The organism is Pseudoalteromonas sp. ABE4_541 (assembly GCF_056312285.1).
This window is the reverse complement of sequence record NZ_JBSVEM010000005.1, coordinates 76,250-102,707: the sequence shown is the minus strand read 5'-3', so window position 1 is coordinate 102,707 and position 26,458 is coordinate 76,250. Positions and strand designations below refer to the sequence as shown.

Below are 26,458 nucleotides of genomic sequence, written 5' to 3'. Positions count from 1 at the left end.
CTTATTCAAACTTGAGGTTAAAATGGTTGAAAGCTAACTATTTTTTATCGTCACGATAAAAATATTTCTCAGCACAGGTCGGTACTATTTTGTACTCTACGCTTCTTTACTCCACTGCCAAAATACTTGGTAATGACTGTAGCTACTTAGAGACTAAAGCCTGTGAAAATTTGTTTTATTATGTACCCTTGGAATAAAGTTGAACCTGAAAATGATTCAACTTTACGTTTGATCCATGAGTGCGTAAAACGTGGCCATACTGTGGCACTTGCAACGGTAAATAACCTAACCATTCGTGATAGTGTGGCGAGCGCATTTTGCGATGTGTTCACTAAAGCAAATAAATGCCCAGACAACATTCCTAGTTTTTACAAAAGTGCGCAGTTTAAGCGTGTTCAACTGCCTATGGCTGGGTTTGACGCTATCATTATGCGTGCTAACCCGCCTCTTGATACACTAGCATTAAATTTCCTAGACTCGGTACGTGGTGATACCTTCATCATGAACGACTTAGACGGTTTGCGTATCGCAAACAACAAAATCTATACCGCGTCATTTCAAGATACTGCCAGTGAGTTTATCCCAGCAACACATGTATCGAAAAACCGTGAATACCTAGAGCGCATCTTTGAAGAGTCGCCAAGCAACCGTATGATCCTCAAGCCACTTGACGGCTATGGTGGTCGCGGTGTGATCGTTCTTGAGAAAAACGCGCGCCAAAGTTTCCGCTCATTGCTTGATTTTTATATCGGTGGCGATGAGCACGGCAAGGGCAGCAACTACGTTATCTTACAAGACTACGTTGAAGGTGCCGAAGAGGGTGACGTACGTATTCTGATGCTCAATGGCGAGCCAATTGGTGCGATGAAACGTATCCCTGATGCCAACGATGTGCGTGCGAATGTTCACGCTGGTGGCCGGGTTGTAAAACACAAATTAACAGCACAAGAGAAAAAGCTATGTAAATACATTGGTCCTAAGCTGGTGCGTGATGGTTTGTACTTCACTGGTATCGATGTGATCGGTGGCAAGCTGATTGAAGTAAACGTCCTAAGCTCAGGTGGTATTGTGCGCATTAACAAGCTAAACCGTGTGCGTTTACAATCTCAGGTGATTGATTTTGTTGAAAGTGTTGTACATGCAAAAGAGCTTGTTCGTAGTCGTAAGTCCGAGTTCAGACAGGTGATTGAAGATGCTAACGCTGTCTGAGAGTCAGTGTATTGCGCTGATCAAAAAAGGTGAATGTTTTCACGCGCAAGTTGAGTCAGGTGCGTTTATCATCAAAATTGATGAATACTCGCCCATCATCTGCGCGGCCATCCACAATGGTCATAACTTGCGTAGCGAGCTTGAAAAGTCGTTTTTACTGTCAAAAGAAGAGCGATTTTTTGAAGAAGATCCGTATACAATGAGTTGATCTCGTCATTTCCAATTCAGCTAATTGGCAATGACTCGCGATTTGAGTACGACTTAAACCGAGCTAAAACGCTTTCAACCTATTTTAAGACGGCGTGGGATAAGCAGGTTTGGAAAAAACCATTGAGCCCTGCACAACGTGCGAAAAGCCATAAAAAGCATCAAGCATTTTACAATGTGCTAGAAGCAATAGTGACTGAAGTTGAGCATCGTTTTAAAAACGCTATTATCTTTGATATTCACTCATACAACTACAAACGTATTGAGCGTGATACACCGACATTCAATATTGGGTCGGGGCAAATTGATGTTGAGCGCTGGGGTAAAGTTGCTGAGCAGTTTGAAAAGCAACTGAACAAAATAACCTTACCCAACATTGATGTACGCGCAGCAACCGATGAAGTTTTTCAAGGTCGAGGCTATTTGATCTCGCACGTGAATGCGCATTTTGATAACACCTTGGTACTGCCAACTGAGGTGAAAAAAGTATTTATGGATGAAACCTCGGGAGAGGTTTACCCATTGGTGTTAGAAGAGCTCAAAGCGGGTTTTAAAAATGCGGTGAGTGAGACCGCTGCGTATTTTGTGCGTCGTTACGGAAAACGTAAAAGCGCACAAGCTGCTGATGTTTTGTCGTCGTCGATTAGCCCTGATGTGTTGAAAATAGACAAAGCGCTTTTTGCATTATGTAAAAATGTAGAGACCTTGAACTATATTAACCCAGTGAATATCGCGTCTGAGCGCAGCCGGTTTTTGAAAAACCCCAATGTGAATCCTAATTTCACTTATAAGCAGCTTAATATAAATCCATATAAGTTTAGAGAGCACCTGTATCAGTTGCCTGTAGATGAGATCATGGATGCGGATATTCAACAGCTTTATCGTCATGTTATTGATAACTTGGCCAATAAAATTGACTTGTTAAGCACCATAGGTGGTGAGAATTTTTTATATAACTCACTGAAATATTATGGTGCGCCGCAAACGTCGGATGTCGAAAACGCCAAATTTATTTTGCACTTGAACAACAATGAAATTGAGCAACATAAGGCTGATCTTAATGCTGATGATGCCGTGGCATATTTCAAGGAAATGGCTGAGCAATGGGGCTTAGTATGCCGTATTGAGAAGTCCAACAAGGTGGTTGCTAAGGCGATGGTTAATAGTGAAAAGTCGCTATTGGTGGTCAACAAAGAGGCAAAATTCACTCAGCCCGAGTTACATGCCTACGCATACCATGAGTTGGGTATTCACATGTTGACTACTTTAATTGCTAAAAAGCTGCCTTTGAAAGTGTTTACGTTAGGCTTGGCTGGTAACACCCATTCGCAGGAAGGTTTGGCTATTTACAGTGAGTATTGTTCTAGAAGCTTAACGATTGGTCGGCTTAAAACTTTGGCACTGCGTGTAATTGCTGTGCAGCATATGCTTGACCATGGCAACTTTAAGAAGACATTCCACATGTTGATTGAGGAGTATGCCATGAGTAGAGAGTCGGCATTTACCTTAACTGCTCGCGTATATCGCGGTGGTGGTTTTACAAAAGATCATTTGTACTTAAAAGGCTTTAGGGATGTGCTGCACTTTGCAAAACACAACCCGTTAGATAACTTATTAATGGGTAAAGCTGGCTTATTAGACTTAGGGGTAATCTCGGAAATTGTGGAGCGAGGTATGCTGCCAAAACCACAGTCTTTGTTTGATTTAACTTATCGCTCTTCAGGTAACCCTGTTCTCGATTTCGTGATAGGTTCCATCAAGTAAGCAGCATATAGAAGTGGGCACCATGCCCACTTTTGCTTTTTTAGTTTTAAGTCCACTCATAGATATTTCCCTCAGTTGAACTGTGTTAGTCTCGGTTTATTGATTAAATTCGAGGGACATCTCATGGATAAGTATCTTGTAACGCGTGAAGAAATTGACGCACTCTCCGGTATCTCAAAAACACACTTTTTAAATGATAATGCTAAGCGTACCAACAAATCTCTTGGCGATTTGACGGGACTGACAGGTTTTGGCTTTCATATTATTGAAGTGAAACCTGGCCATGAGTCGACTGAATTTCATAAACATTACCATGAGGACGAATGTGTTTACGTACTTGAAGGTGAGGCAACAGCTAAAATTGGCGAACAAGCGTACGTGATAAAAGCAGGAGATTTTATTGGTTATCGTGCAGGAGGTCTTGCACATACTATCATTAATACAGGGATCACAATTTTTAAGTGCATTGTTGTAGGTCAGCGTTTGGACCAAGATGTTGCTGATTATCCGAACTTGCAAAAACGTATTTATCGTCAAAAAGAGCTGCCGTGGAATTTAGTTGATTTTGACGCCATAGTACAGCCAAATGCAGGCCAAAAAGCTTAACTTCAAGGAGGTAACGTATGACTATACTGACAAAACACACTCATGTGAATGACGAGGCATTAAACGTCATTGCGCACATGCCTACGCGTAGCTTACCAGTTTTGATGAATGGTGAGTTTAGCGCCAAGCTGACGGATCACGACTTTATGCGCATCGCAGTATTGCTTGCACAAAAGAGTTATCAAGAAGGAGGATGTCCAATTGGGGCTGTGATTATCGATAATCAAACTAGGCAAATTGTAGGCAAAGGACATAACACACTGGTACAGGAAGATCACCCTTACAATCATGGCGAAACGTCGGCGATACGTGATGCAGGAAGAATTGATTTCAGTAAAACGACTTTGTTTACCAGTCTAAGCCCATGTGATGTGTGTGCTACTTTGTTATATATGCGTGGTTTTAGCAAAGTGGTTGTGGGAGACATTACCAACGCGTCGGGTAATGAACAATTGCTGCGTGACAAGGGCATTGACGTAGAAGTGTATGAAGATCAAAAAGGTATAGAATTGTATGCCAAATTTAGAGTGGAAAAACCAGAGCAAGACTTAGAAGACTGGCAGGGACTCAGTGTAGTCAATAAGCCCACGGTGTTATAAATGTTTTTGGCTCTTTATTGAACACATAGAGCCTTTACCCTCATACTAAAAAGCGATATATTTTCTTTGTTTTGTATTTAGGGATAAGTAAACGATGAAGATTTCGGCTTCTGTCGTAAAAGGATTAAAAAATTCACTGGCCGTTTTTGGTTTTACAAGTAGTGCTTTACTGATCATTCTGGCCTTAATTATATTGCAAAATGAAATAGATACATTTTCACTCATCGTTGCTATTTTCGTGTTGTTCCTACCAAGTCTCGCCGTTGTTTTTCTAAGTATGAAGTTGTTTCGTGGAGCGCAATTGTCGAAAGACTGGCATCTATTTACACCAAAACAAATTAGCCTAAGTGATGTACAGCGGGAAGAACAAATCTTAGAACAGATCCGAGTAGCGGCATTGCAAGCTGGTATTAAGAAACAAAAAGAATATGCCAAACAACAAACTTTAGATGCTAATTTAGACGCACTTGAAGTAACCTCAGGCCTGTCAAGGGAAGAGTTAGAGGCTATCGCAAAATCTGTTCGCCAATCCAACGAACGTTAAGCATAACGTTGTACTAAAATATCAATGAAATCGACCAATCAAGGAATGGCGATGAATATTATTATCAGACAAGCATCTATCAAGGATAGCAAAAGTATCAGCGATTTAATTATGCCGCTGGCTGAAAAATATGTTTGCCCGACGATTGAAGCGCATTGCACAGAGTTTTTACTAGCAGCGATGTCAGAACAGAAAATAGTCGAATATATACAAAGTGGCTTTGATTATGTGGTGGCAGTTACTGAGCATAATGACATCGTAGGTGTTGCCAGCATAATAGATACTCGCCATTTGTATCACTTGTTTGTCGATGATGATTATCAAGGCCTTGGTCTGTCTCGAGCTTTATGGGATATCGTAAAACGAAGAGCACTAGAGCAAGGGAACTCAGGGCACTTTACGGTTAATTCAGCTCTTAACGCAGAGCCAGTTTACCTTCGCTTTGGTTTTCAGCGTATTGATGGCATACGAAATCGTAATGGGATGATAGATATTCCCATGTATTTAGACTGTGAGTAGTTGATACGCTCTGTGTGGTTAAAATAACAGCAAAAAGTTGATGCGTTGTGTAAAACATAATATAAAAATTACAACAATAAAACATAGCTAATACAACAAAGGGATTAAAAGGTATGGAGTACGTGGTTAGGACTGCACAGCCAAGTGATATCGCAAATATTGAGCAATTGATCCAAGACTCCGTATGGGGGCTATCTCAAGATGACTATTCAGCTGAACAAATAGAGCTGGCGTTACAAAATGCATTGGGCGTTGACTCACAGCTTGTCGCCGATAGCACTTATTTTGTGGTGGAAAACGGTGACGAGTTAATTGGTTGTGGAGGTTGGAGCTTTCGCAAAACCCTCTTTGGCAATGATCAAGAAGCCGCTAGAGACCCTCAAATGCTAAACCCAAAGACTGATGCGGCTAAAATAAGAGCGTTTTTCGTCAAGCCAACTTATGCACGTAAAGGCATAGGCTCCTTGTTGATGAAAACGTGTGAACATGCTGCCCGTGTTAAAGGATTTGAGTGCTTAGAACTAATGTCGACTTTGCCTGGTCAAAAACTGTATGAGCGACACGGTTTTGTAGCGGGAGAAAGTGTTGATTATCCATTATCTGAGACCCTGTTCATCCGATTTGTGCCAATGAGTAAAAAGATCCACATGCTCTAGCATTACCTATAAGAAGGTATGTTAACTCACTGTTTTTATTAAAAATGGTACTCAAAGGAACTAGGGAGTAAAAATGACGCTTAAGCAACTTCTTCAATGGCAGTGGCAGGGCTATTGTCAATTTCATCAATCGCGTAACAACTTGATTATCCATATACTATTTGTGCCTATTTTTTATTGTGGGCTTTTTGGCTTTACTTGTTTGTTTGATAAACCTCAGTTGGCAAGGAATATTAGCAGCAGTACTTGCGATGACACTTTCAATTGCCCTTCAAGGTGTTGGACATAAGAAAGAATCTAGTCCGCCAGAGCCATTTACCAGCACTTATAATGCGGTTATTCGAATACTACTAGAACAACTCTATACCTTTCCCAAATTTGTGTTCACGGGGCGGTGGCTATCGGCTTATCGTGCATGTTCTTAAGGGAAATAGTTTAGGCAATGGCATTTATATCAATTTGGTGGGTTTGAGTTGTGCTTATTCGTTACTAACGTTAGTTGAATTTAGCCGTTAGAAGCCCTAGGAGCATGATTATGTATGGCATGATATATAAACAAAGCCCCTGTTAATTCCTCATTTATCATTTTTTGGGTGCTGTTTCGCGAAAGAGTATACCTGATTAGAATGGCTGATCGTTCACTGTTTGCCGTGACGGCTTGAAAGAAGCTTCAGCAATGTAGCTACATGATTTACAAAGTGCTTTTTGTTTTCCTTGAATTGTCGATACAAAGATATGAAAAGGTGACTCAATAAAGACCTACAGCATTCGCTGTAGGTCAACTAACTTTCGAAAGTTCAGCCGAATTCTTTGGTTCGTCTTCAACATTTAAAATGATAAAGAATAATAACATTGGACAAACTATTACGCCCAATCACATCCGCACCCAGTGTATTTGGGTGATACAGTATAAGGCAGTGTGATTGTATATCTAGGATCGCCGGGATAGGGGCCTGGACCACAAATGCCACCTCTTGACCATTGTGGACTAGGGGTGATGTTACCACCAGCAATTTTTGGGGTCACTGTTAATTGAACGCTGGCGGAATCACGTAGATTTTTTAACTTTTTTTCTTTAACTTGAGTTTCATAAATTTCCTTTTATTTCCATTTGCTAGCTTTTAAAGGGGATGTTAGTGACGCTTTTTGTAATAGGTATGCTTAAGTGTTTAAACTTTTATTAAAGATCCAGTTTATTTCAAATCAAAGGAGGGCTTCTAAATGGACTCGCTCCAGATTGTGTTATTTCTGAAATAATGCTTATATAGACTACGTTCACAATTTATATACAAGTAAATAGGGATGGCTAAAATGAGGCGCTTGACGACATTAAGTTTATCACTCTCAATTACTATGAGTGCCTGTACATTTGCGCATGACTTATCTGAAAACTTTCTAAAAAGAGAAATAGCCATAGCCAATGTTCAATACCTTACTGGGACACCTGAAAGTGCGCTATATGCCCTAAAATCGTTGGCGCGTTTACTTGAGTCTGAACTCAATGTGGCTGAAATGGAAGTTGGAGCGAATCGTTTGGCCTATACATACTTACGAATAGGCCTACTGCACGAAAAGCTTGAAAACCTAGAGCAATCAAAGGTGTATTTTGATAAGGCTTTAGTCGCATATAAAGGTCGAAAAATTGCCATTAATGAGCTTAAAAAAGTGGTTATGCATATCGACAATAAACGGAGTTAGCGTTGAAGCCCTTGTTATTCTTTAAACAATTTTGTTAACGGCTGTGCAATACCTTTTAGCTGGGACTTGGAGTATGCACTTGCTCCTATTTTCGTCTACGATCAGTATTCAATATACTAAGAGGATACATTGATGGCAGTGTCACCCATACCCAAAGGATACCACAGTCTTACCCCTTATTTGATCATCGACGGTGCGCTTAAAGCAATTGAGTACTACCGAACTGTGTTTGATGCGCAATTGGTGATCCAGCTACCTATGCCTGATGACGGTATTGCGCATGCGGAGCTAAAAATTGGTGACTCTCACATTATGTTATCAGACATGTGTTCTGAGGTGCATTTTCAGGATCCCAAAGGGATAGGTGGTACACCTGTGAGTATTATGTTATATGTTGAAAATGTAGATGCTGTGTTCTCCACGGCCATTGAGCATGGCGCTCGTGAACTAAGGCCCGTGCATAATCAGTTTTATGGGGACAGAGCAGGTACGTTAGAGGATCCTTTTGGACACATTTGGACAATTGCCACACATATCGAAGATTTAACTCAGGCGCAGTTACTTGAACGAATGGCTGATTTTATGAGTAAACAGACGGATGTATAAACTAACTCACTTTCAGCTTGGTACTAAAAGGTTTTAGGCGAGTACCGATATGAATTGGCGAACCTTGTTATTGCTGTGTTTACTGTGCAATAGTACGAGGGCTGTTGCTGATAGAACGCAAGTAACCGTTTATGTTGATGATGCTTACAAACCGTTTAGTTATATTGAACAAGGCACCGCCAAAGGGCTATATGTTGATATACTAACAGCGGCTTTTCGCAATATGCCTAACTTTGAGATCACAATCAAAGCTGTGCCTTGGGACAGAGGTAAACTGATGATGGAACGTGGCGAAGGGTTTGCGATTGCACCCGTATTTTTTCACGGCCATGATTGGCCTTATTTATATCCCTACTCATTGCCTTTTTTTACTGAAAAAATAATTACGGTATGCTCGCAGAAAATCTTGGAAATGCGCTTGTCAAACTGGCCGAAAGATTTCTACTCGCTTCATATTGGCAGTGTTGCCGGATACGATGGCTGGGGAGGAGATGCATTTCATAGTGCAGTACGAAACAAGCGGATTACGCTTACTCAAACGAGAAGTGCAGCTGTGCTTGTGCAGATGCTTTTAAAAGGGCGGCTAGATTGTATTATGACCGAAGAACTACTTTTTAACATCGAAATCGCAAAGTTGCAAAAACTGGACTCGTTTAGCAAACACTATCATGTTAAATGGCAAAAAGGTCCGACTGTTGGTGAAGACCCTGTTTATATTGGATATTCTGAACCCGCTATTAAGAAAGGGCGATATCAATTTGCAGGTAGGTTTAGAAAACAATTTGATATTGCTTTATATCAACTAAGAAAGTCAGGTGAACTGCAGCAAATAATTGGCACATATAAAGAAAGCGATAAGCCCCACAGAAGCAAAAATTAAATTCGATGTTTTTTGAGATAGGAGATTCTGGTATGAAAAAAGCGATATGCATGTATTTATGCTTATTCAGCTCAGCAGTGAACGCAACTTGTGATGAACCTATCTATCGTCAATTCGATTTTTGGTTAGGAGAGTGGCAGGTCTTTACGCCCGATAATAAGCTGGTGGGTAAAAATACCATCACTCTTGAGCATGGCACTTGTATGGTAAAAGAAAACTATAAGAGTCAATCGGGCTTTAGTGGAGAAAGTATTAATATGTTTGATGCAGGTGCCCAGCAATGGCACCAAACATGGGGCGATAATACGGGCACGTTACTGCGTCTCAATGGCGGTATGGAGCAAGGAAGAATGGTGCTTTCTGGTACTCGGTATGATAAAAATAGCCAAATTATCCAAGAGCGGATCACTTGGACACCTAATAAGGATGGCACTGTGCGCCAGCTGTGGGAAACGCGTTTAAGATCAGATCAAGCTCAGTGGCACACCACGTTTGACGGTTTGTATAAACGTATAAATCAAGAGGAAGAAGGAAAGTAGGCATGACCGATATTGTGTTTCGGCAGGCAAGAACAACTGACATTGAAATGATGTCCCAGATCCGTTTAGCAGTAAAAGAAAACGTGTTACTTAACCCTGGGCGGATCACATGGCAAATGTATCAAGATTACTTAGAAGAACTAGGCCGAGGCTGGGTATGTGAATATCAATCGCAAATTGTAGCCTTTAGCTATGCTGACAAAAACGCGAGTAGTATTTGGGCTTTGTTCGTGAAGCCCGGCTTTGAGGGTCGTGGATATGCGAAACAGTTGTTGAACTTAGCAACTGAGTATCTTTTTTCACTGGGTCATAAACAAGTGACATTGAGCACGGAAGTGAACACGCGTGCGGAGCGGTTTTATGCCACTCAAGGCTGGTTACGAGGTGCAATGATAGATGAATTTGAAATAGAATTTAAGTTAGAAAAATAGTGATGAAAAAGCCCTAACGACAAAGTTAGGGCTTAGTCACCGGGGAGTTATAGATTAGTATTCGCCAACCAAGCTCACGCCTGAGAAGCTGCTGTAGCCGTTTAGCATGATGTAGTAAGTACCACCGGTACCAGAGTTCAAGCTACATGTTTCGTTATTACCATTTTGATATGGACGACAGTCCCAGTTTGATGTTGTTGGTGCTGCGCCTTTTTTGACGTATAAATCAGCATCACCAGAGCCTCCTGACATAGTGACGTTTAAAGTCACGTTTGCAGGCACTTCAATCGAGTAGTTCAACTGATCATTGCGGCTACCTGATAAGCCTGTAACAGGCACACCGTTTTGTAAGCAGTTGCTACCGCATCCTGTGTCACCACCTACAGTTGCTGTGATAGTCGCGCCGCTATATGAAGCGTAACCGTGTAGCATTGCGAACCACTCTCCGCCTGCTGGGTTGCTGAAGTCACATTGCTCTTCGTTACCATTTTTGTATGGGCGACAAGCGTAGTCACTAGTTGTTGGCTTTTGACCTTGTTTAACATACAGGTCAGCATCACCAGAGCCACCAGTTAATACAAATGAAAGTGCGCTACTACCATTTGGTACGGCAATTTTATAGTAGGTTGCTGAGCCGGTTGCACCGCTTGCTTGTTTACCTTCGCCACTGGTAAGCTCAATCACTTCTGGTTCTACAACTGGGCCACTTGCAGCTTGTAGTAGTGCGTTTGGTGAACCTGATTTAGCATCTGAGATTTTGTCCTTCGCGCTCTTACTGCTCAGCATTTGGTCAATTTGTGCAGGGCTTAAGCTTGGATTTTCGTCTAAGTAAAGCGCAACCGTACCCGCAACATGTGGTGCGGCCATAGACGTACCGCTGATAGTATTTGTTGCCGTGTTAGAGTTATACCAAGCTGATTTGATGCTTGAACCAGGCGCATAGATATCTAAACAAGAGCCATAGTTTGAGAAGCTAGAGCGACTATCACTGCTTGTAGTAGAGCCAACAGTAACCGCACTTGCTGCGCGAGCTGGTGAGTAGTTACATGCGCTGCTGTTATCATTACCTGCAGCAACGACGAAAGAAACACCCGAAGCAACCGCACTATTTACCGCATCATCAAGCGATTGTGATGCGCCACCGCCTAAGCTCATGTTTGCAACTGAAGGGCCACTTGCATTATTTTTAACCCAGTTGATCCCTGAGATAACACCAGAGTTAGTACCAGAACCACTACAGCTCAATACTCTCACACCTACGACATTCACATTTTTGGCTACGCCGTAGGTTGAACCACCAATAGTACCCGCAACGTGAGTACCGTGGCCATTACAGTCGGTTGCATCCGAATCGTTATCGACAAAGTCATAACCATGGCTAGCACGGTTACCAAATTCGTTATGGCTAACTAGTACACCAGTATCGATAACGTAAGCTGTTACACCTGAGCCATCATAGTCATAGTGATAAACACCATTTAGTGGTAGATCAGCTTGGTCGATACGATCTAGGCCCCATACTGCATTGCTTTGATCGCCATTGGTTTCAACAAGCTGTTGTGCTTTAACGTCAACAGCAGGGTCTAGTTGTACGATTTGGTCTTGTTCAATGTATTTGATGTTGCCATCTTTTAACATTTCTGCTGCTTGTCTTTTAGATGCTTTTACAAGTACACCGTTCAGAGCTGTACCAAAATTACGTTCAACTTTTACGTTGTACTTCGTTTCTAGATTATTCCCTTGAGTGCTTAGGTAATCGGCGACGATTTCCGCATCTTTGCTGTTAATAACACTAGGCGTGTCAAATACAACGATGTATTTGTCTTCGATTGCTTTCTCAGGGTTCACGGGCATCATTTTCGCTGCAAATGCCTGAGAAGTAAGCCCTAAGCTAACGGCTAAAGTGAGAGTGTTTAGCTTGTTCATATTATTTCCTTTACATGTTGTTTTAAGTGGATTCGCTTTTACCATGACGCAAAAAGAACAAAAAATAAACTATCTGGATATAATTTTTTAACTTGAAATTAACTAAAACGGCACAATAAAAGTTATAAGTGTTAACAGGAAAGTGATGACTCTAACGGGGGGGAAGGTGTGTTATGGCAAGGCATTGCACAAAATCCACACAAAATTAATGGTTGAATAAGCAGTACAACTTGCTAATATAGCAATAAGTAATTACATATTCTTTTTGGTTATATGTAATAGGTTCCATATAAAGAAAGGTCCTGTCATGTCTGAGCAACCAGTGTTAAGTCAAATATATCTAGATGCTAACGCTACTACACCCGTTTTACCTAAGGCTGCCAAGGCGGCTTTATCTACCATGGAAATCATGTTTGGCAACCCAAGCAGCAGCCATATATGTGGCTTGCAAGCGAAGCAGATTATGGACGAAACACGCAATAAAGCAGTTAAAGTACTGGGGGCAGGCAAAGGACAGGTTATTTTTACCAGCGGTGCAACTGAGGGGATCCAAACCGGCATTATTTCCGCTTTGTATAATGCAAAGCAGGGCATGGAACAAGGTAAGCAATACAGTATTTTGTATGGTGCAACGGAGCATAAAGCGGTACCAGAATCTCTGAAGCACTGGAACAAAGTGCTAGAGGTCAACGCGCAGGTTAAGCCCATTCCTGTTAATGGAAAAGGTGAACTGGACCTAGACTTTATTGCTCGTGAAGTGCCCAACACCTTGATGATTTGCACTATGGCAGTGAATAACGAGACGGGCGTATATCAAGATCTTAAACAACTTGAGCAAGTTATTCGCACGAATAACGAGCACGTGTTTTGGATGGTCGATTGTGTGCAAGCCCTGGGTAAACGTTGTTTGCATCTAGCGGATACAAGCATCGACTATGCGCCTTTTAGTGGTCACAAGTTATATGCACCAAAAGGGATTGGTTTTGTCTATATTCGTGAAGGTGCGCCGTTTACGCCATTTATTGCCGGTGGTGGCCAAGAGGGTGGGCTTCGCTCTGGGACGGAAAACCTGCCAGGTATGGCCGCTTTAAATGTTGTATTAGATGAGCTACTTGAGCAGGGTGATGGATTATTTGCGCCGCTTGAGCAGCTACATATGTTCCGCTCTCAGTTAGCTTTGGCGCTGAAAAATGCCTTTCCAACGGTTGTATTTAACCATGATTTTTCAAATAGTGTACCAACTACATTGAATTTCGCGATACCGGGCTTTAGTTCAAAAGAGATCATGGATTTGTTTGATGCGGCCAATATTCGTGTTAGTTCAGGTTCTGCATGTAGCTCGAAAGTGACTCGCAGCTTTGTGTTGGATGCGATGGGTTTGCCAGCTTGGCAAAGTGAGTCGGCTATTCGTATGTCGTTTGGGCCGGCAGTTACACAGCAACAAATTGATGAGGCTTGTGATCGCATTCATCATTGTGCACAAGCGCTAGGCCATAGCTGCTTATTGAATGCAACTGGCAATATTGATGTTAAATCGCAATTAAAAGGTTTAGTGCAGTTAAAAGTGGGTGGAAGTTGCACTTGGTTATATGCTGATCCAATAACCAAGCAAGCGATTATTATTGATCCGTTACCTGAGCTATCTAATCGTCTGTTAACTATTTTAGAGTGTCAGCAATTACAACTTGTCGGCGCGATTGATACACACGGTCATGCGGATCATGTTTCTGGTCGCGTGGTATTGGCTGAACAGCACCTTGCAGAACAAACCGCTGACCACCTTGGTTGGCCAAACCATACTGCGACTGTGACGTTGAACAATACACATTATGAAGCCATTACAATTGGTGATAAGTACTTATTGTGCATGGCTACACCAGGTCATACACAAGACAGTATTTCACTGATCTTATGTGATAAGCACGCGGCTGATAATGGAGAACTAAAAGTAAGCTATGTTTTTTGCGGAGACTTAGTGTTAATGGGGAGTCTTGGTAGAACCAACTTTGAAAGCAGTGATGCAAACAAAATGTATACGAGCCTACATCAACTGCATGAGCTGGTGTCAGAGCAAAGTCTGTTGTGTCCGAGCCATGATTATCACAATGAGTTTGTGACCACGTTTAACGCGGAAGCAAATCGAAATACTCTACTGGCGGGCGTACTATCCGGCTCAGTGGATGTGGCTAATTTTGTTGCACAAAAAGCGCAACTTGATACCAACATTAACGACGAAGTGGGTGAAGAGATCATGTGTGGTGCTTTTGTTGGCAGTTGTCATAAAAACCAGCATAAGGAATACAGCGCGAGTGAGCTTAAATATAAGCTCCAATCAAAGTCGAGCGTAAAACTGATAGATATTCGTGAACCGCATGAGTATGCCTTAAACCATAGCCAAGAGTTTGATATGAATGTGCCTTTAACACGTTTGACGGACTTTATTTGCCAACAGCAACATGACAAATCTCAAGAACTGATCCTGGTGTGTCGAAGTGGCAGCCGTTCACAAGTTGCAGCGCAAGCACTGACACGATTGGGTTTTGAGCATGTTGGTCACTTAAAAGGCGGCTATGCACTCGCGCAAGGAGCTTAACAGCAAGTAAATAGCAGGCGGAAAAGTTGTAAAGGGCCTTTACAGGCCCTTTAAACATTAAGATTCACTTAATAGTCCCCGAATACTTCTCGTAAACTGTTTTCTTGTTGCGAGTAATCCAAATAGTGCAATGAAGCAACCAATACCAATGCCTTGTGCTAAAAGCGCTATGTATTGGGGCTGGTAGCGCATACCCAGTTCGTATTGATAAAAAGCACCCATGGTGATGTAAACACATCCGACGGCGGTTAGACTGGGTAATAGTGTCGTTATACACCATTCATAACAAGCTAATTTATATTGCTCTTTGACACTTAACCCGAAGCATAATAACAGCCCATTTCTTTTTTTATCTTGCGTGAGATGACGTTGAATTGCAGCCCAGAATAACAAGGCAGTGAGTATGCCAAGTAGCAAGCTATAGCTAAGTACTGCACCACTGAGCAAGTTTAAATAGTGACGAGTTTGATTGAGCAGTGTATCAATCGAATGCAGTCGCATAGTGGGATGTTGTTGCCACAATTGGCCAAGCGCTTGCCACGTTTTAGTATCGATTTCAGCGCTGCCCATGGCGTAAATTGGTGCGCTTGAAATTGGTTGAGGGTGTTGTGCAACGAACCAAAATGTGATGTTACTTTTGCCTGGAGTAAAGCGATGTACGGAGTTTACCCTAAACTTTATATTGCTGCTGGTGAGCTGCATATTGATATAGTCGCCCAATTCTAAGTTGAGCTCATTGAACACTTCGTCTTCAACAGAAATATTGATCACACCCTCTTTTGAATCCTCACTTTGCCATTGTCCTTCAAGTAATGTGTTGTTATCGGGCAATTGGGCATGCCAATGCAGGCGCACTGCATTTTGCACGACACGTAAGGAGTCACTCACAGGCACATCGGCTTCGTTCAGGGTTTTACTATTAATATGAGTAAGTTGTGCGTATTGATAGTTGAATAGCTCTTTAAGTTCACCGTTTTGTTCAGATAAAAACTGCTTTAACGCATGTGCTTGAGTTGGGTCTGCTTGCGTGATCAGTAAGTTACCCTGCTGATGATATTGAAATCGTTCGAGCATGCTAGTAATGTCTTGATGGATCCTCAAGCTCATTAATAAGACAGTTAAGCTAATGCCTAAAGCCATCATTTGTGCTGCTTTTAAGTAAATTCGCTTGCGCATCAGATACAGGGTAAAGCCAAGTAGTCTTGTTCTATGTTGGCAAAGCTTATGTCCCCCACTAAGTACACATGTACTCAAAGCTATAAGCAAAACGGAGCAAATAACAAAGCTACCTAATAACATGGTGGTGAGTGTCCAGTTGTCAGAGTAGAAGTAAACTAGTCCAATTATTAATGAACCATAGCAAGTACTTTTAAACAGTAAGTTTTTAGGTTTTTGTTGATGCGGCTGCAGTAACCGTATTGGCTGAATTGAGCATACATCGGTGATACTGGGCAGCGAGACGCCCAGATAAATGACGATACATAACAAGCCCGACTGCAAAAGTGCTGTGGTATTCCAGAGCAAAGTAAACTCATTGAAGAATTGCTGGGCAAATTGCTCAAAAATAAGTGCGCAAGCCGCTGCTAAAGCAAATGCAGGCAATAAGCTACAAAGTAAGATGAATAAACTGGCAATTACGATAACAACCGCCTTAAGCCTGTCGTGCATACCATTGGCCATACAAATTGCGATAAAGCGTGTCAGAGGTTGATAGGTTTTTTTATTCGCAAGATAGAGTGTAATACTGGCCAAAATAATCAGTAAAATGCTCAATAAACCAAGAAACTTTTCTACGCGGTTGTATATGGCTGATAGCGGATGATTACCCAGCGCTTTGCTAAATAGCTCTGTGTCTGGGACCGCACTGAGTGCAGTTTGTATTGCGCCGACATGCTCTTCGTTATGGGCAAGTAGGTAGCGATACTTTTTCGCTTCTAGATGAATACTTTTAAAGCTGTCATTGTGTGTCAATGCGCGCATATCGGTGCTGTGCCCCTCCATAAGCCTATCAGGTTCACCAAGCAAATGAGCGGTAAAAGTGAGTGTTGAGGCGCCAATTTGCAGTTGCTCGCCAAGCTTTACATTCAGTGCAGCAGCAAGCCGAGGTTCTAGCCATATTTCATTGGCTTTAGGTGGCGTTTGGGCGGTTTTGCCAACTAAGTCATAGTTGTTACTGTATGTGAGCTTGCCCTGTACAGGATAATGGTCATCAACGCTTTTTAACTGAATCGACTGAAATTTGCCTTGATGTGTGAGTGTGAGTTTATACAGTCGGCTTTGGCTAAATTGAGTGGTTAAGCTTTGCAGTGTTTTCAAGTGCGTATTAGGGAGTGCTCTATTTACTTGCACAATAGAGTCGGCACCAAGTAATGTGCTCAAATTGTGTTGCAAGTAACTCGTAGTCCCTTTGCTGACCAAGCTGATAAAAATGAGATAAAAAAATAAGACACTCAAGCAAACGCAAGTGAGTAAGGTATTACCCCGCTTAGTTTGTTGCCACATGTGTCGCAAGGTAAGTGCACCAAGTGCAATGCAGTGTTTGAAATTTGAATTTAGCATAGCGACAGCGTCCCTTTCTCAAGCTGGTACTGCTTATCTAACTGTGCTGCAAGCGAGAGATTGTGCGTGACGAGTAGCAAAGTGGCGTTGGCCTGCTTAGCACACTCGCGTATCAAACTGGCAATATCATGAGCGGTTTGTTCGTCAAGATTGCCTGTGGGCTCATCGGCAAAGATTAAACTCGGCTCTATCACCAGCGCTCTTGCGATTGCCACTCTTTGTTGTTCACCACCACTTAGTTTGTTGATGGGTTGATGAAGGCGGTGGGCCAATCCGACTCGTTCGAGCCAAGATCTTGCTTTTGTTTGTGCATCTTTACATGCACGTAGTGTCAGCGGTAAAGCTACATTACTTAAAGCATCCAATTCAGGTAAAAGATGAAACTGTTGAAAAACAAACCCCGTCTTTTGTCGCAAAGTATGCACATTGATGCTGTAACCATCTTGTATGTAACTGATATGACCTTGCTGTTTTCTCTCAAGGCCTGCCAATAAAGTCAGCAAAGAAGATTTGCCACTGCCTGATGCGCCCGTAATAGCAACTTGCTCACCACTTTTTACAGACAAAGAGATGTTATCCAATAAGGTGAGTGCTTCCCCACTTTGCAGTGTGATCTGGTGAGAAAGGTTTGAAGCTGTTATGTTGATCCCTTGATTTGGCTGCATGCAATTTATCTCAGTTGGCTAAAAGTGAGTAATAAATTGCCAACTCGGATGTGAAGACAGTGTGAAAAGATAATTTCACGCGGCCTTCACATTCTTTAAATTAAGATTTGCAAAGCACAAAGAGCACCATTAGGAAGTACTTATGCCTACAGAACAGCTAAAAATACTACTGGTAGAAGATCAGCCTGATATTAGTCGTAATATCGCCGACTATTTTGAGGCAAAAGGGGCGGTGCTCGATTTTGCGAGTCATGGTGAGCAAGGTTTATCACTGGCGCTTGCGCATTACTATGATTGCATCGTACTTGATTTGATGCTGCCAAAAATGGACGGCTTAGCTGTATGCAAACAACTCAGAGCGCAAGCCGATAGGCATATTCCAGTACTCATGTTAACGGCCAGAGATACCTTGTCAGATAAGCTGGTGGGTTTTGAGCATGGCGCGGATGATTATCTAACTAAACCCTTTGCACTCGAAGAGCTGTGGGTGCGTTGTAATGTATTAACGCAACGACATACCCTCAATACTACGCACGAGCTAGAAATCGGTGATATTTGTTTTAATAAGCAAACACATCAAGTGACTCGGGCGGGTATTGAAATCACACTGCAACCACTACCATTAAAAATTTTGCGAACGCTTATGGAAGCACACCCTAGAGCGATTAGTCGCAGTGAGCTGTGTGATAAAATTTGGGGAGATGAGCCCACCGATTCGGATGCGTTGCGATCACACCTCTATCAGCTGCGCAAAGCTATTGATAAGCCTTTTGCGCATCCGGTGATTAAAACACTTCATGGCGTGGGCTTTGCATTAGATATTCCTTGTGCTCACTCGAAGAGTAAGGGGTAACGATGAAAACGGCTCAATTGCGCAACCGCATCATTTTGTATTTTGTGGGCAGTACGTTACTCACCAGCTTATTATTTGGCGTCACCAGCTTTTTATTTGCTTACAATATTGAAGATCAGTTTTTTTATGATTTATTGAAAGATGAGGCGCTCTTAGCCGAAGTCCAACTAAAAAATGGGCAAACGCCTCAACCCAAATTAACCTTTATCAGCTATGCAGCCGAGCCGTCAGCATTGCCAGCCTCAATAAAACAGCGCTTGCAAGAAGAGCCTGAGCGGGTCGAGTTTTCTGGTGAAGATGAACAGCATTTTCATTTAATGAAATTATCACATGGCTTTTTAATTGCACAAGTGAGCGATCACTTAGTGGTGCGCAAAATCAAAGAGGGCATGTTTTACTTTCTGTTGATTGTGTTTGCGGTAGCAGCAACCCTTGCTATGGTCATGGGGTTTGCGTCTTATAAAATCGCCAAGCGTTTACTGAAGCCTCTCGATAATTTAATGGTGATACTAAATAACGCGCCAGTGGATAAACTACCTCAAGGCTTTGCGAAGCATTTTAAAAATGATGAAATTGGCACGTTCGCCACTACCCTAGAAGCGGCGCTTGCTCGTATTCGCGCTTTTATTACGCGTGAGCAGAATTTCACTCGAGATGTGTCACATGAACTCAGAACGCCCGTCACCGTCAGCCAAGGCGCATTGACGCTACTCAAACAAACAGCTTTGGATGAGCAGCAGCAATCCCTTGTAACGAGAATAGACTCAGCACAACAACAAATAGAGCAAAGCCTGAGCTTGCTTTTGGCACTGGCGAGAGAAGATAACTTAGGGCACGGTAAAGCCAAACTACTCAGTGCAATTGAACAAAGTGTGTTGCAGCAATACGAGCACCTTGCTGGCAAGTCAATTGATTTAAAAATTGAGGTTGCCAAGGACGCCGAAGTGTCTATCAGTCAAACATCACTACTGATTTTACTCAATAATTTGCTAGGTAATGCTTTTAAATACACGGTTGAGGGGGAAATTCATATAACCTATAAGGCGGAGACCTTGTGTATTCAAGATACCGGCGTTGGCATAGCACAACACATCCAGCAGCAAGTGTTTGATGCCGGAATTAAAGGGCAGCAAAGTCAAGGCTTAGGGATGGGCTTGAATATTGTTAAGCGCTTATGTGAGCAACTCGAACTGGGTTACACCCTAGCAAGTGATGACAAAGGCACGCGTGTCGAAGTGGTATTTGCGCAGTGAAATAGCAGGTGAGATGTGATTTAAACGTTGAATAGAGCTGAAGCTACGCCATTCGACAGTGATTCGTACGATAGTTAGAACTTCAATCAGAAACGCGGGCATCAAAAAATTTAACAAACGGATACATACCAGAAACCGACTTTTCGTTCCAATATTCTCCGCTATGCCCATTTAAGGCTAGTTGTGACATGCCAAATTGTTGGATGGCACCTTCGGTTTATCCAACCTACATTTAATCGGAGTAGGTCGGATAAGTGGCGAAGTCACGCCATCCGACAAAAAAATGATGAATTTACTTAGGAATAACTCAACTTATAGACTGTTATTTATTCGCTTCTGTAATTTATTTTATGTACCGATGATTTTGAGTACTAGGTAAACACAAGTCGAAATTATCGCTATTCCCAGAGTTACGTAAGACATATGGATTAACCAATAGCGCTTAGACTTGTAGCTCTTATTTTGTTCCCAACGTTGTTCAGATTTTGGTTTCTCAAGTTCTTTGGCTAATGAAAAAAATCTCTTCGCGTCCACTCTAAGCTCATACAAACATAAAAATACGGTAATAACAAAAGACAGCAATGCGATTGATAAAAGCCATTTTTCTGAATATGCCAATGGTGCTTTTTCAGTCTTTGTTAGAGCAAGAAAAAATACACCTGTCGCACCAGAAGATACTGACAATATATACGCTCTAAGTCTATTTCCTGCATCTTTTGCTAATTCATGATATTTTCGAATTTCTTCCATAATCACCTATGTAAAAAGCTGTTTATAGTAAGACCTTGCTAGCAGGCATACATCGTATGGTAGGTATCTGACACCGGCCGTCCTTCGCCCACAACAACCGATCAAATCTAACCAAACCAAACAAATCATCTCACGATCAGCTTTTCAATATTCGCGGTTAATTCATCCAGCTCAATGGGTTTAGTTATGTAGTCTGTAAAGCCCAGCTCTTTGGCCTTTTCTTTGTCCGATTCCATGGCGTTGGCAGATACCCCTACCACAGGAATATTTTTGGTGCTGTCATCATCTCGAAGGGCTTTAAAAACATCATAGCCAGACATATCGGGTAAGTTGATATCCAGCAACACCAAATTGGGGAGATACTGTTTGGTTGCGGCGATCCCAGACGTGCCATCAATGGCTTCATGGTAATCGATATTATCGATTTTATTTATGAGGCGTTTCATCAGTTTGCGATTGGTTGCATTATCTTCAATATATAAAACGTGTAAACAGGTATCCACGTGGGACTCAACTTCGCGTAGCAGTGGTAAGGTAAAGAAGAAGGTCGCGCCCTGTTTTAACGTGCTTAACGCACCCACTTCCCCATCCATCGCTTCTACTAACTCCTTGACGATGGTTAAGCCAATGCCAATGCCTTCTTCGCCAGAATGCTCATCCGATACACGCTCAAAAGGTGCAAAGATAGTTTTTAACTGCTCAGTACTGATACCTTTACCGGTATCAGTAATGCTGACTTTAACTTTGTCATCTTCTACCGCTATATCAATTTCTACAGAGCCATTTGGCTGGTTATATTGAATGGCATTGTCGATTAAGCTTGTCAGTACTTGCTTAAGTTTTGAATAGTCAGCGGTTACAAAGTACTGAGACTGGCAATTAAATTGCACTGTGATGTTTTTGGCTTTGGCATCTAGTGCAAGTAACTTAGTGGCTTCAGAAATGACATCATTGAGCGCGACTTCTTCTTTACTGAGGTTTAAGTCGCCACTTTGAATGGCGGTGATCTGCAAAATATCATTGACCATCGACATGAGATCTTTGCCTGCAATGGCAATTTCTTTAAGGCTATCTTGTTGAGATTCGGTGAGTGTTTCGTCTTCAAGTATTTGTGTAAAGCCAATGATCGCATTTAATGGAGTTCTTAATTCATGGCTCATACGAGATAAAAACTTAGATTTCGCTTCATTGGCCGATTGTGCTTGTTGAGAGGCTGCCTCTAATTGCGCTGTACGCTGTTCAACTTGCTCTTCTAAGGTATCTCTATACTGATTGAGCGCGGTTTCATATTTTTTACGTTCTGTAATGTCACGTACAATACCCGTGAACATTCGTTTGTTATCTATGTTCATTTCGCTAATAGCAAGTGACATAGGAAAGACAGAGCCGTCTTTTCTTTGCCCTAACACCTCTCGGCCTGAGCCTATCACCTTCTTAATACCACTGGTGCGATAATTGTGTAAATATTGGTCATGTTCCTGTTGGTAAGGCGAAGGCATTAACATCTTAATATTATTGCCAACCACTTCTCGTTCTTTGTAGCCAAAGATTTTTTCCGCTGCGGGGTTTAAACTATCGACAACCCCTTGCTCATCGATGGTAATGATACCGTCAATAACGGTTTCAATGATCGCCTTTATCCGAGATACTTGGTCGTTTAATAATGATTTTTGTTCTGCTATATCGGAAATATCTCGAACGATCCCAGTAAACATGCGCTCACCATCTACATTCATTTCACTAACGGATAGCTCCATCGGAAATAATTCACCATCGGCTTTTTGACCCACGACTTCTCTTCCTGAGCCAATCACTCTTTTCTTACCGGTTGTGAGGTAATTTTGTAGATAGTCATCATGTTCTTCTTGATATGGGGTTGGCATGAGCATTTTGACATTCTTACCTATGACTTGTTTGGCCTGATAGCCAAAAATACGTTCAGCCGCGGGATTAAAAGTTTCAACAGTACCGTCTTTGTCTATGGTAATGATGCCATCGATGACTGTGTTAATGACCGCCGAGAGCCGAGCATATTGAGATTGTAGTTGAGAAGAAAGTTCATCAAATTTTGCGAGCTCTTTGGCCAGTTGCGATTGGTTTGCTCTATATTGCAGCTGTGCTGTGTCAATAACAGAGGTTAGTGCACTTAAGTCATCATTGAATTTTTTTGGCAACTGAGCGTTGTCTTCCAGATCTGCAAACCGGCCAATGGCTTGCTTGAGCTTGCTAAAGCGAAGTTTTAAATAAAGTACTAAAACAATGATGTAAATGGCTGCCAAGGCTGAGAAAGTGACACTATAAGCTTGTTTTGATACGGGCAGCGCTCGGTGCTGTACGTAAAAATAGCACTGCTTTAACTGGTCACATGTTTTTACTGTGCCGCTAAGCCACGCGTCAGTTTTAGTGATCAGAGTAGATGCGTTCTTTAGGTTTAAAAGTAGCTCTTTGCTTATTAAAGCATCGGAATCTATGTCACTTAAATGTTCACTTGCGTTAACAATATTTTCGCCATTGGGTGTCGTTAAATACTCATGAAGATCAACTTGGTGTTCGCGCGCAGATAACCAAGTTGTGAACACCATTTTTGCATTTTTGCTATCAACTATGAGTGTATTCAGTTTGTCGAGTTCACCTTGCAGCTGTCTTTTTTGCTCTGTGATATTAGTCGTTGATTTGGCGTTATATTGATCAACAAACGAATAAAGCACTGAAAAAAATAGCAATGAGATGAACGCAATTACATAAGGGTAGGGTAAAGAGTTAAGCCATTTCATAAATGAATACACGCATTAGATTGATCATATTGTTATTTAATCTCTGTTATTTGAGCGTCGATGGCTTATCTACTGATAGCCTGATGGTAAAAGTGCTACCAACGCTTGGTTCACTTTCAACAAATAGCTCTCCGTGCATGAGGTGCACAAGCTTTTTGGTTAAGGTTAGACCGATGCCTGTCCCTTCCGTTTCTGATTGCTCAGCGCCCAATCGATTAAATGGCTCGTAAAGTTTGTCCAGATCCTCCTCCGCAATCCCTACGCCTGTGTCGGTCACTGAAATATCACAGTATTGCTTCCCATCGCAGGCTTTCACAATGATCCGGCCATTCTCACTGTTATATTTAATGGCATTGGAAAGTATGTTGAGTAGTACTTGTTTTAAGCGCAGAGGATCACAATGAGCAGAAATAGAGTCTAGTTGTTCAACCTTTAAAGTTAATCCCTGTTTTGCGCAATCTGCCTCCACTAACCGAGTACACTCTACGATAATTTTAGTCACATTGTTGAGTTTGTTGTCGATTTTGAACTTCCCTGCTTCTACTTTAGATAAATCTAATATTTCATTAATTAAATTAAGCAAATGACGGCTGGCTTTGAGTATTTCTGCAACATCCTCGGTGTCTTCTTCAGTTAGGCTTTCGGATGATTCGAGTAGCTGGCCAAATCCCAAAATTGCATTTAAAGGTGTGCGCAGTTCATGGCTCATATTGGATAAAAACTCGGATTTAGCACGGTTTGCTCTGTCGGCTTCTTCTTTTGCTTGTACTAAACGGTCTTCATTTTGCACGCGCATAAGCTCTAGTGATACTCTATCGGCGAAAACAGCCAGCAATGACTTGATATACTCACTGTTGTAAAGTTTCGTATCGCTCATGAGGCCGATACAACCGAGTAAATCACCTCCCACGGTGGCTAAAGGGACGGCAATATAGGCTTCAATATTATTGTCTGCGAGCCAAGGGTCATCGGGAAAGCGTTCGGCAACGTTTTCCTCAAAAAAACATACACCACCGTTTTGTATTTGTTCACATGGAGAGCCTTTTAGTTGATACTCTCGCTGTTCTAAAAACTCGCCTTCATGAAAGAATGATAGTGTTTTCGCATAGCCTCTTTTTTCACTCGGTACTGCGATAAAACTACTGGAAGCGCCCGTCGCAAAAGTTAGGCCCTGTGTAGTTTCAGCGAAAAATTCCGTGCCAATAGTTGTTGATGTACTGATCACCATCGCTTTTAATGCTTCTTGTAGCATTTTGTTGGCGGTGATCTCGGTTCGGATTGATACGTATTGTGTGGGATGGCCATTTTCACCTGCTAGCGGTACTATGGTGGAATTGACCCAATAAATACCGCCATCTTTGCGTCGGTTACAAATATCGCCTCGCCAAATATTGCCATGTGCAATCGTGCGCCAAATATCTTTATAGAAGGCTTCATCGTGCATTTCTGACTTAACAAGTCTGTGATTTTTACCAATTAACTCTTCTCGAGCGAACCCACTTATTTGGCAAAAATAGTCATTCACATAAATGATGTCGCCTCTTTTGTCTGTGATGCTAACGATAGCATGTGAGTTAATGGCTAGGTGTTCTTTGTCACGCTCGCGCATTTCTTTTTGTAAATCGTCTTCCAAAGCTCGCTTTAGTCGAAAGCGTCTCGCTCGCACGTTGATCGCACCACAAAAACGAGCATGTTCTGCAGGTTTCATTAAAAAGTCATCCGCCCCTGTCTTTAATGCGTAGAGTTGTGATGCTAAGGTTGAGTCACTGGATAGGAATACGATGGGAATGTCTACAAATCGAGGGTGCTCACGCAGTAAGGTAGCGAGTTCTGGTCCCATAATTTTAGGCATGTGGAAATCGAGAATGATCACATCGGGATATAGGATGTCTATTTGTTCTAACACTTTGATAGGATCGGAAAACTCATATGTTTCAAAGCCTTGATCCTGTAACATTACACTGTGAAATTGCAGTGAAGCGACACTGTCGTCGACCAATAATACACGATACGGTTCAGTATCATTTTTTTCAATCAGTGTGCTCAGTAAAGAGGTGATGTAGTGCTCTTGGCAGGGAAGTTGGATATGTCTATCAATACCTGATTTTAACAGCCCCAGTCTTTTCTCAACATCCATTGCCTCAGCCATTAATACAAGCGCGTCGTGTTTATGCTGAAGGGTTTTTATGTCATCTATGGTCGCAGCCAGTTCTGGGCTGTCTAGTTGGTCATTCCATTTTAAAATAACTAAAGGTATGGCGTTTACAAGCTCATTCGTCTTTATCATATGCTTCAGGCTCTGGGTATTTTCCAAGGCGATGACGTCATATCCTGAACTTTTTAATAGATTTGTTAAACGCTGCCTTTCATTACCAATGTCATCAATGATGATAGCTCGCCCGAGTGTGCCTTTGTGTTCCGTAGGAAAAATATCTACTCGCATACTTTTGGGGATCACTGTTTGTTGCGATAGCGTTTTTGTGATGGCTCGAATATTACGTATTAACGTTTTGGCTTTATCTAAATTGGGCGCTTGTTGGAAATCTTGCAATCGCATAACAAGGTTCGTTCGCAGCAATGAACTTGGGTAAATCGCATCATGCTCTGAATCGCAATATGCGTGTATACTGTCATAAAGAGGGTTGAGTATGTCATCTGCAATTTGAGGCAAATTATCCACATCTACATCGGTATCGACGTATAGCAGTGGTTCTAGCTTTTCTAACTGACGTATTAGTTTACTTACAGAGAACACTTATTTTACTCCTTTGTCATAGACTTTTGGCGACTTTACAAACAAAGATAGGGTAACCAGAGTTCATCAAGA

At 41.9% G+C, this 26,458-nt stretch carries 22 protein-coding genes; 16 read left to right on the top strand and 6 right to left on the bottom strand.

All coding sequences use genetic code 11. The annotated features are described in order from the left end of the window. Window positions 1-162 precede the first annotated feature (162 nt). The 13 genes from ACW689_RS06795 to ACW689_RS06735 all read left to right on the top strand — a co-directional run bounded on the left by ACW689_RS06795 (window position 163) and on the right by ACW689_RS06735 (window position 10,258). Window positions 163-1,209 carry a glutathione synthetase gene (locus tag ACW689_RS06795; RefSeq protein WP_476289633.1) on the top strand — a complete coding sequence of 349 codons (1,047 nt, stop codon included), beginning with the start codon at window positions 163-165 and terminating at the stop codon, window positions 1,207-1,209. Beyond that, the gene (locus ACW689_RS06790) at window positions 1,193-1,417 is read left to right on the top strand and encodes a hypothetical protein (RefSeq protein WP_476289631.1); all 225 of its coding nucleotides are present in this window, start codon (window positions 1,193-1,195) and stop codon (window positions 1,415-1,417) included. Before ACW689_RS06795 ends, ACW689_RS06790 begins: the two co-directional genes overlap by 17 nt. Continuing rightward, on the top strand, window positions 1,414-3,180 hold the full coding sequence (locus tag ACW689_RS06785) for a flavohemoglobin expression-modulating QEGLA motif protein (RefSeq protein WP_476289629.1): 1,767 nt from the start codon (window positions 1,414-1,416) through the stop codon (window positions 3,178-3,180). Before ACW689_RS06790 ends, ACW689_RS06785 begins: the two co-directional genes overlap by 4 nt. A 123-nt stretch (window positions 3,181-3,303) precedes the next feature. Next, the gene (locus tag ACW689_RS06780; RefSeq protein WP_476289627.1) at window positions 3,304-3,786 is read left to right on the top strand and encodes a cupin domain-containing protein; all 483 of its coding nucleotides are present in this window, start codon (window positions 3,304-3,306) and stop codon (window positions 3,784-3,786) included. Window positions 3,787-3,803: 17 nt separating this feature from the next. Beyond that, window positions 3,804-4,385, top strand: a complete 582-nt coding sequence (locus ACW689_RS06775) for a nucleoside deaminase (protein WP_476289625.1) — start codon at window positions 3,804-3,806, stop codon at window positions 4,383-4,385. A 94-nt stretch (window positions 4,386-4,479) separates the two neighbouring features. Beyond that, a complete protein-coding gene (locus ACW689_RS06770; RefSeq protein WP_476289624.1) occupies window positions 4,480-4,929 on the top strand; it encodes a hypothetical protein in 450 nt (149 codons plus the stop codon). Between the two features lie 51 nt (window positions 4,930-4,980). Further along, complete coding sequence (locus ACW689_RS06765) at window positions 4,981-5,448, top strand: GNAT family N-acetyltransferase (RefSeq protein WP_476289622.1); 468 nt, start codon at window positions 4,981-4,983, stop codon at window positions 5,446-5,448. A 113-nt stretch (window positions 5,449-5,561) separates the two neighbouring features. Further along, on the top strand, window positions 5,562-6,104 hold the full coding sequence (locus ACW689_RS06760; protein WP_476289620.1) for a GNAT family N-acetyltransferase: 543 nt from the start codon (window positions 5,562-5,564) through the stop codon (window positions 6,102-6,104). 1,302 nt (window positions 6,105-7,406) lie between these two features. Continuing rightward, window positions 7,407-7,802 carry a hypothetical protein gene (locus tag ACW689_RS06755; protein ID WP_476289618.1) on the top strand — a complete coding sequence of 132 codons (396 nt, stop codon included), beginning with the start codon at window positions 7,407-7,409 and terminating at the stop codon, window positions 7,800-7,802. Window positions 7,803-7,934: 132 nt separating this feature from the next. Further along, entirely contained in the window at window positions 7,935-8,408 is a 474-nt protein-coding gene (locus ACW689_RS06750; protein WP_476289616.1) for a VOC family protein, read from the top strand. A 49-nt stretch (window positions 8,409-8,457) separates the two neighbouring features. Further along, window positions 8,458-9,288, top strand: a complete 831-nt coding sequence (locus tag ACW689_RS06745) for a substrate-binding periplasmic protein (RefSeq protein WP_476289614.1) — start codon at window positions 8,458-8,460, stop codon at window positions 9,286-9,288. Window positions 9,289-9,320: 32 nt separating this feature from the next. After that, window positions 9,321-9,827, top strand: a complete 507-nt coding sequence (locus ACW689_RS06740; protein ID WP_476289612.1) for a hypothetical protein — start codon at window positions 9,321-9,323, stop codon at window positions 9,825-9,827. 2 nt (window positions 9,828-9,829) lie between these two features. Then, window positions 9,830-10,258: a GNAT family N-acetyltransferase gene (locus ACW689_RS06735; protein ID WP_476289610.1), complete on the top strand. Its 429-nt coding sequence runs from the start codon at window positions 9,830-9,832 to the stop codon at window positions 10,256-10,258. A gap of 54 nt (window positions 10,259-10,312) precedes the next feature. Here the strand turns inward: ACW689_RS06735 and ACW689_RS06730 are convergent, their stop codons facing one another. After that, window positions 10,313-12,184 (bottom strand): S8 family peptidase, encoded by a 1,872-nt coding sequence (locus tag ACW689_RS06730; RefSeq protein ID WP_476289608.1) that lies wholly within the window; start codon window positions 12,182-12,184, stop codon window positions 10,313-10,315. A 307-nt stretch (window positions 12,185-12,491) separates the two neighbouring features. Between ACW689_RS06730 and ACW689_RS06725 the strand changes: the two genes are divergently transcribed. Further along, entirely contained in the window at window positions 12,492-14,777 is a 2,286-nt protein-coding gene (locus ACW689_RS06725; RefSeq protein WP_476289606.1) for an aminotransferase class V-fold PLP-dependent enzyme, read from the top strand. Between the two features lie 57 nt (window positions 14,778-14,834). On the opposite strand, the gene ACW689_RS06720 is transcribed toward ACW689_RS06725, so the two are convergent. Together ACW689_RS06720 and ACW689_RS06715 are read right to left on the bottom strand one after the other, a co-directional pair. Continuing rightward, window positions 14,835-17,336, bottom strand: coding sequence for an ABC transporter permease (locus ACW689_RS06720; protein WP_476289604.1), 2,502 nt, complete (start codon window positions 17,334-17,336; stop codon window positions 14,835-14,837). Then, on the bottom strand, window positions 17,330-18,001 hold the full coding sequence (locus ACW689_RS06715) for an ABC transporter ATP-binding protein (protein ID WP_476289602.1): 672 nt from the start codon (window positions 17,999-18,001) through the stop codon (window positions 17,330-17,332). Before ACW689_RS06715 ends, ACW689_RS06720 begins: the two co-directional genes overlap by 7 nt. Before the next feature lie 142 nt (window positions 18,002-18,143). Between ACW689_RS06715 and ACW689_RS06710 the strand changes: the two genes are divergently transcribed. Beyond that, on the top strand, window positions 18,144-18,854 hold the full coding sequence (locus ACW689_RS06710) for a response regulator transcription factor (protein WP_476289600.1): 711 nt from the start codon (window positions 18,144-18,146) through the stop codon (window positions 18,852-18,854). 2 nt (window positions 18,855-18,856) lie between these two features. After that, on the top strand, window positions 18,857-20,107 hold the full coding sequence (locus ACW689_RS06705; protein ID WP_476289598.1) for a sensor histidine kinase: 1,251 nt from the start codon (window positions 18,857-18,859) through the stop codon (window positions 20,105-20,107). A gap of 348 nt (window positions 20,108-20,455) precedes the next feature. On the opposite strand, the gene ACW689_RS06700 is transcribed toward ACW689_RS06705, so the two are convergent. The 3 genes from ACW689_RS06700 to ACW689_RS06690 form a co-directional block, all read right to left on the bottom strand. Continuing rightward, window positions 20,456-20,857, bottom strand: coding sequence for a hypothetical protein (locus ACW689_RS06700; protein WP_476289596.1), 402 nt, complete (start codon window positions 20,855-20,857; stop codon window positions 20,456-20,458). 125 nt (window positions 20,858-20,982) lie between these two features. Beyond that, complete coding sequence (locus tag ACW689_RS06695) at window positions 20,983-23,631, bottom strand: hybrid sensor histidine kinase/response regulator (RefSeq protein WP_476289594.1); 2,649 nt, start codon at window positions 23,629-23,631, stop codon at window positions 20,983-20,985. Between the two features lie 46 nt (window positions 23,632-23,677). Continuing rightward, the gene (locus tag ACW689_RS06690) at window positions 23,678-26,386 is read right to left on the bottom strand and encodes an ATP-binding protein (RefSeq protein ID WP_476289592.1); all 2,709 of its coding nucleotides are present in this window, start codon (window positions 26,384-26,386) and stop codon (window positions 23,678-23,680) included. Window positions 26,387-26,458 lie beyond the last annotated feature (72 nt).

Excerpts from the sequence above, each read along its gene's own strand:
- ACW689_RS06710 (WP_476289600.1), top strand. The coding sequence starts at position 18,144 with ATGCCTACAGAACAGCTAAAAATACTACTGGTAGAAGATCAGCCTGAT.
- ACW689_RS06705 (WP_476289598.1), top strand. The coding sequence starts at position 18,857 with ATGAAAACGGCTCAATTGCGCAACCGCATCATTTTGTATTTTGTGGGC.
- ACW689_RS06775 (WP_476289625.1), top strand. The coding sequence starts at position 3,804 with ATGACTATACTGACAAAACACACTCATGTGAATGACGAGGCATTAAAC.
- ACW689_RS06720 (WP_476289604.1), bottom strand. The coding sequence starts at position 17,336 with ATGCTAAATTCAAATTTCAAACACTGCATTGCACTTGGTGCACTTACC.
- ACW689_RS06695 (WP_476289594.1), bottom strand. The coding sequence starts at position 23,631 with ATGAAATGGCTTAACTCTTTACCCTACCCTTATGTAATTGCGTTCATC.
- ACW689_RS06780 (WP_476289627.1), top strand. The coding sequence starts at position 3,304 with ATGGATAAGTATCTTGTAACGCGTGAAGAAATTGACGCACTCTCCGGT.
- ACW689_RS06765 (WP_476289622.1), top strand. The coding sequence starts at position 4,981 with ATGAATATTATTATCAGACAAGCATCTATCAAGGATAGCAAAAGTATC.
- ACW689_RS06700 (WP_476289596.1), bottom strand. The coding sequence starts at position 20,857 with ATGGAAGAAATTCGAAAATATCATGAATTAGCAAAAGATGCAGGAAAT.
- ACW689_RS06750 (WP_476289616.1), top strand. The coding sequence starts at position 7,935 with ATGGCAGTGTCACCCATACCCAAAGGATACCACAGTCTTACCCCTTAT.
- ACW689_RS06755 (WP_476289618.1), top strand. The coding sequence starts at position 7,407 with ATGGCTAAAATGAGGCGCTTGACGACATTAAGTTTATCACTCTCAATT.
- ACW689_RS06745 (WP_476289614.1), top strand. The coding sequence starts at position 8,458 with ATGAATTGGCGAACCTTGTTATTGCTGTGTTTACTGTGCAATAGTACG.
- ACW689_RS06735 (WP_476289610.1), top strand. The coding sequence starts at position 9,830 with ATGACCGATATTGTGTTTCGGCAGGCAAGAACAACTGACATTGAAATG.
- ACW689_RS06725 (WP_476289606.1), top strand. The coding sequence starts at position 12,492 with ATGTCTGAGCAACCAGTGTTAAGTCAAATATATCTAGATGCTAACGCT.
- ACW689_RS06715 (WP_476289602.1), bottom strand. The coding sequence starts at position 18,001 with ATGCAGCCAAATCAAGGGATCAACATAACAGCTTCAAACCTTTCTCAC.
- ACW689_RS06730 (WP_476289608.1), bottom strand. The coding sequence starts at position 12,184 with ATGAACAAGCTAAACACTCTCACTTTAGCCGTTAGCTTAGGGCTTACT.
- ACW689_RS06740 (WP_476289612.1), top strand. The coding sequence starts at position 9,321 with ATGAAAAAAGCGATATGCATGTATTTATGCTTATTCAGCTCAGCAGTG.
- ACW689_RS06770 (WP_476289624.1), top strand. The coding sequence starts at position 4,480 with ATGAAGATTTCGGCTTCTGTCGTAAAAGGATTAAAAAATTCACTGGCC.
- ACW689_RS06760 (WP_476289620.1), top strand. The coding sequence starts at position 5,562 with ATGGAGTACGTGGTTAGGACTGCACAGCCAAGTGATATCGCAAATATT.
- ACW689_RS06790 (WP_476289631.1), top strand. The coding sequence starts at position 1,193 with ATGCTAACGCTGTCTGAGAGTCAGTGTATTGCGCTGATCAAAAAAGGT.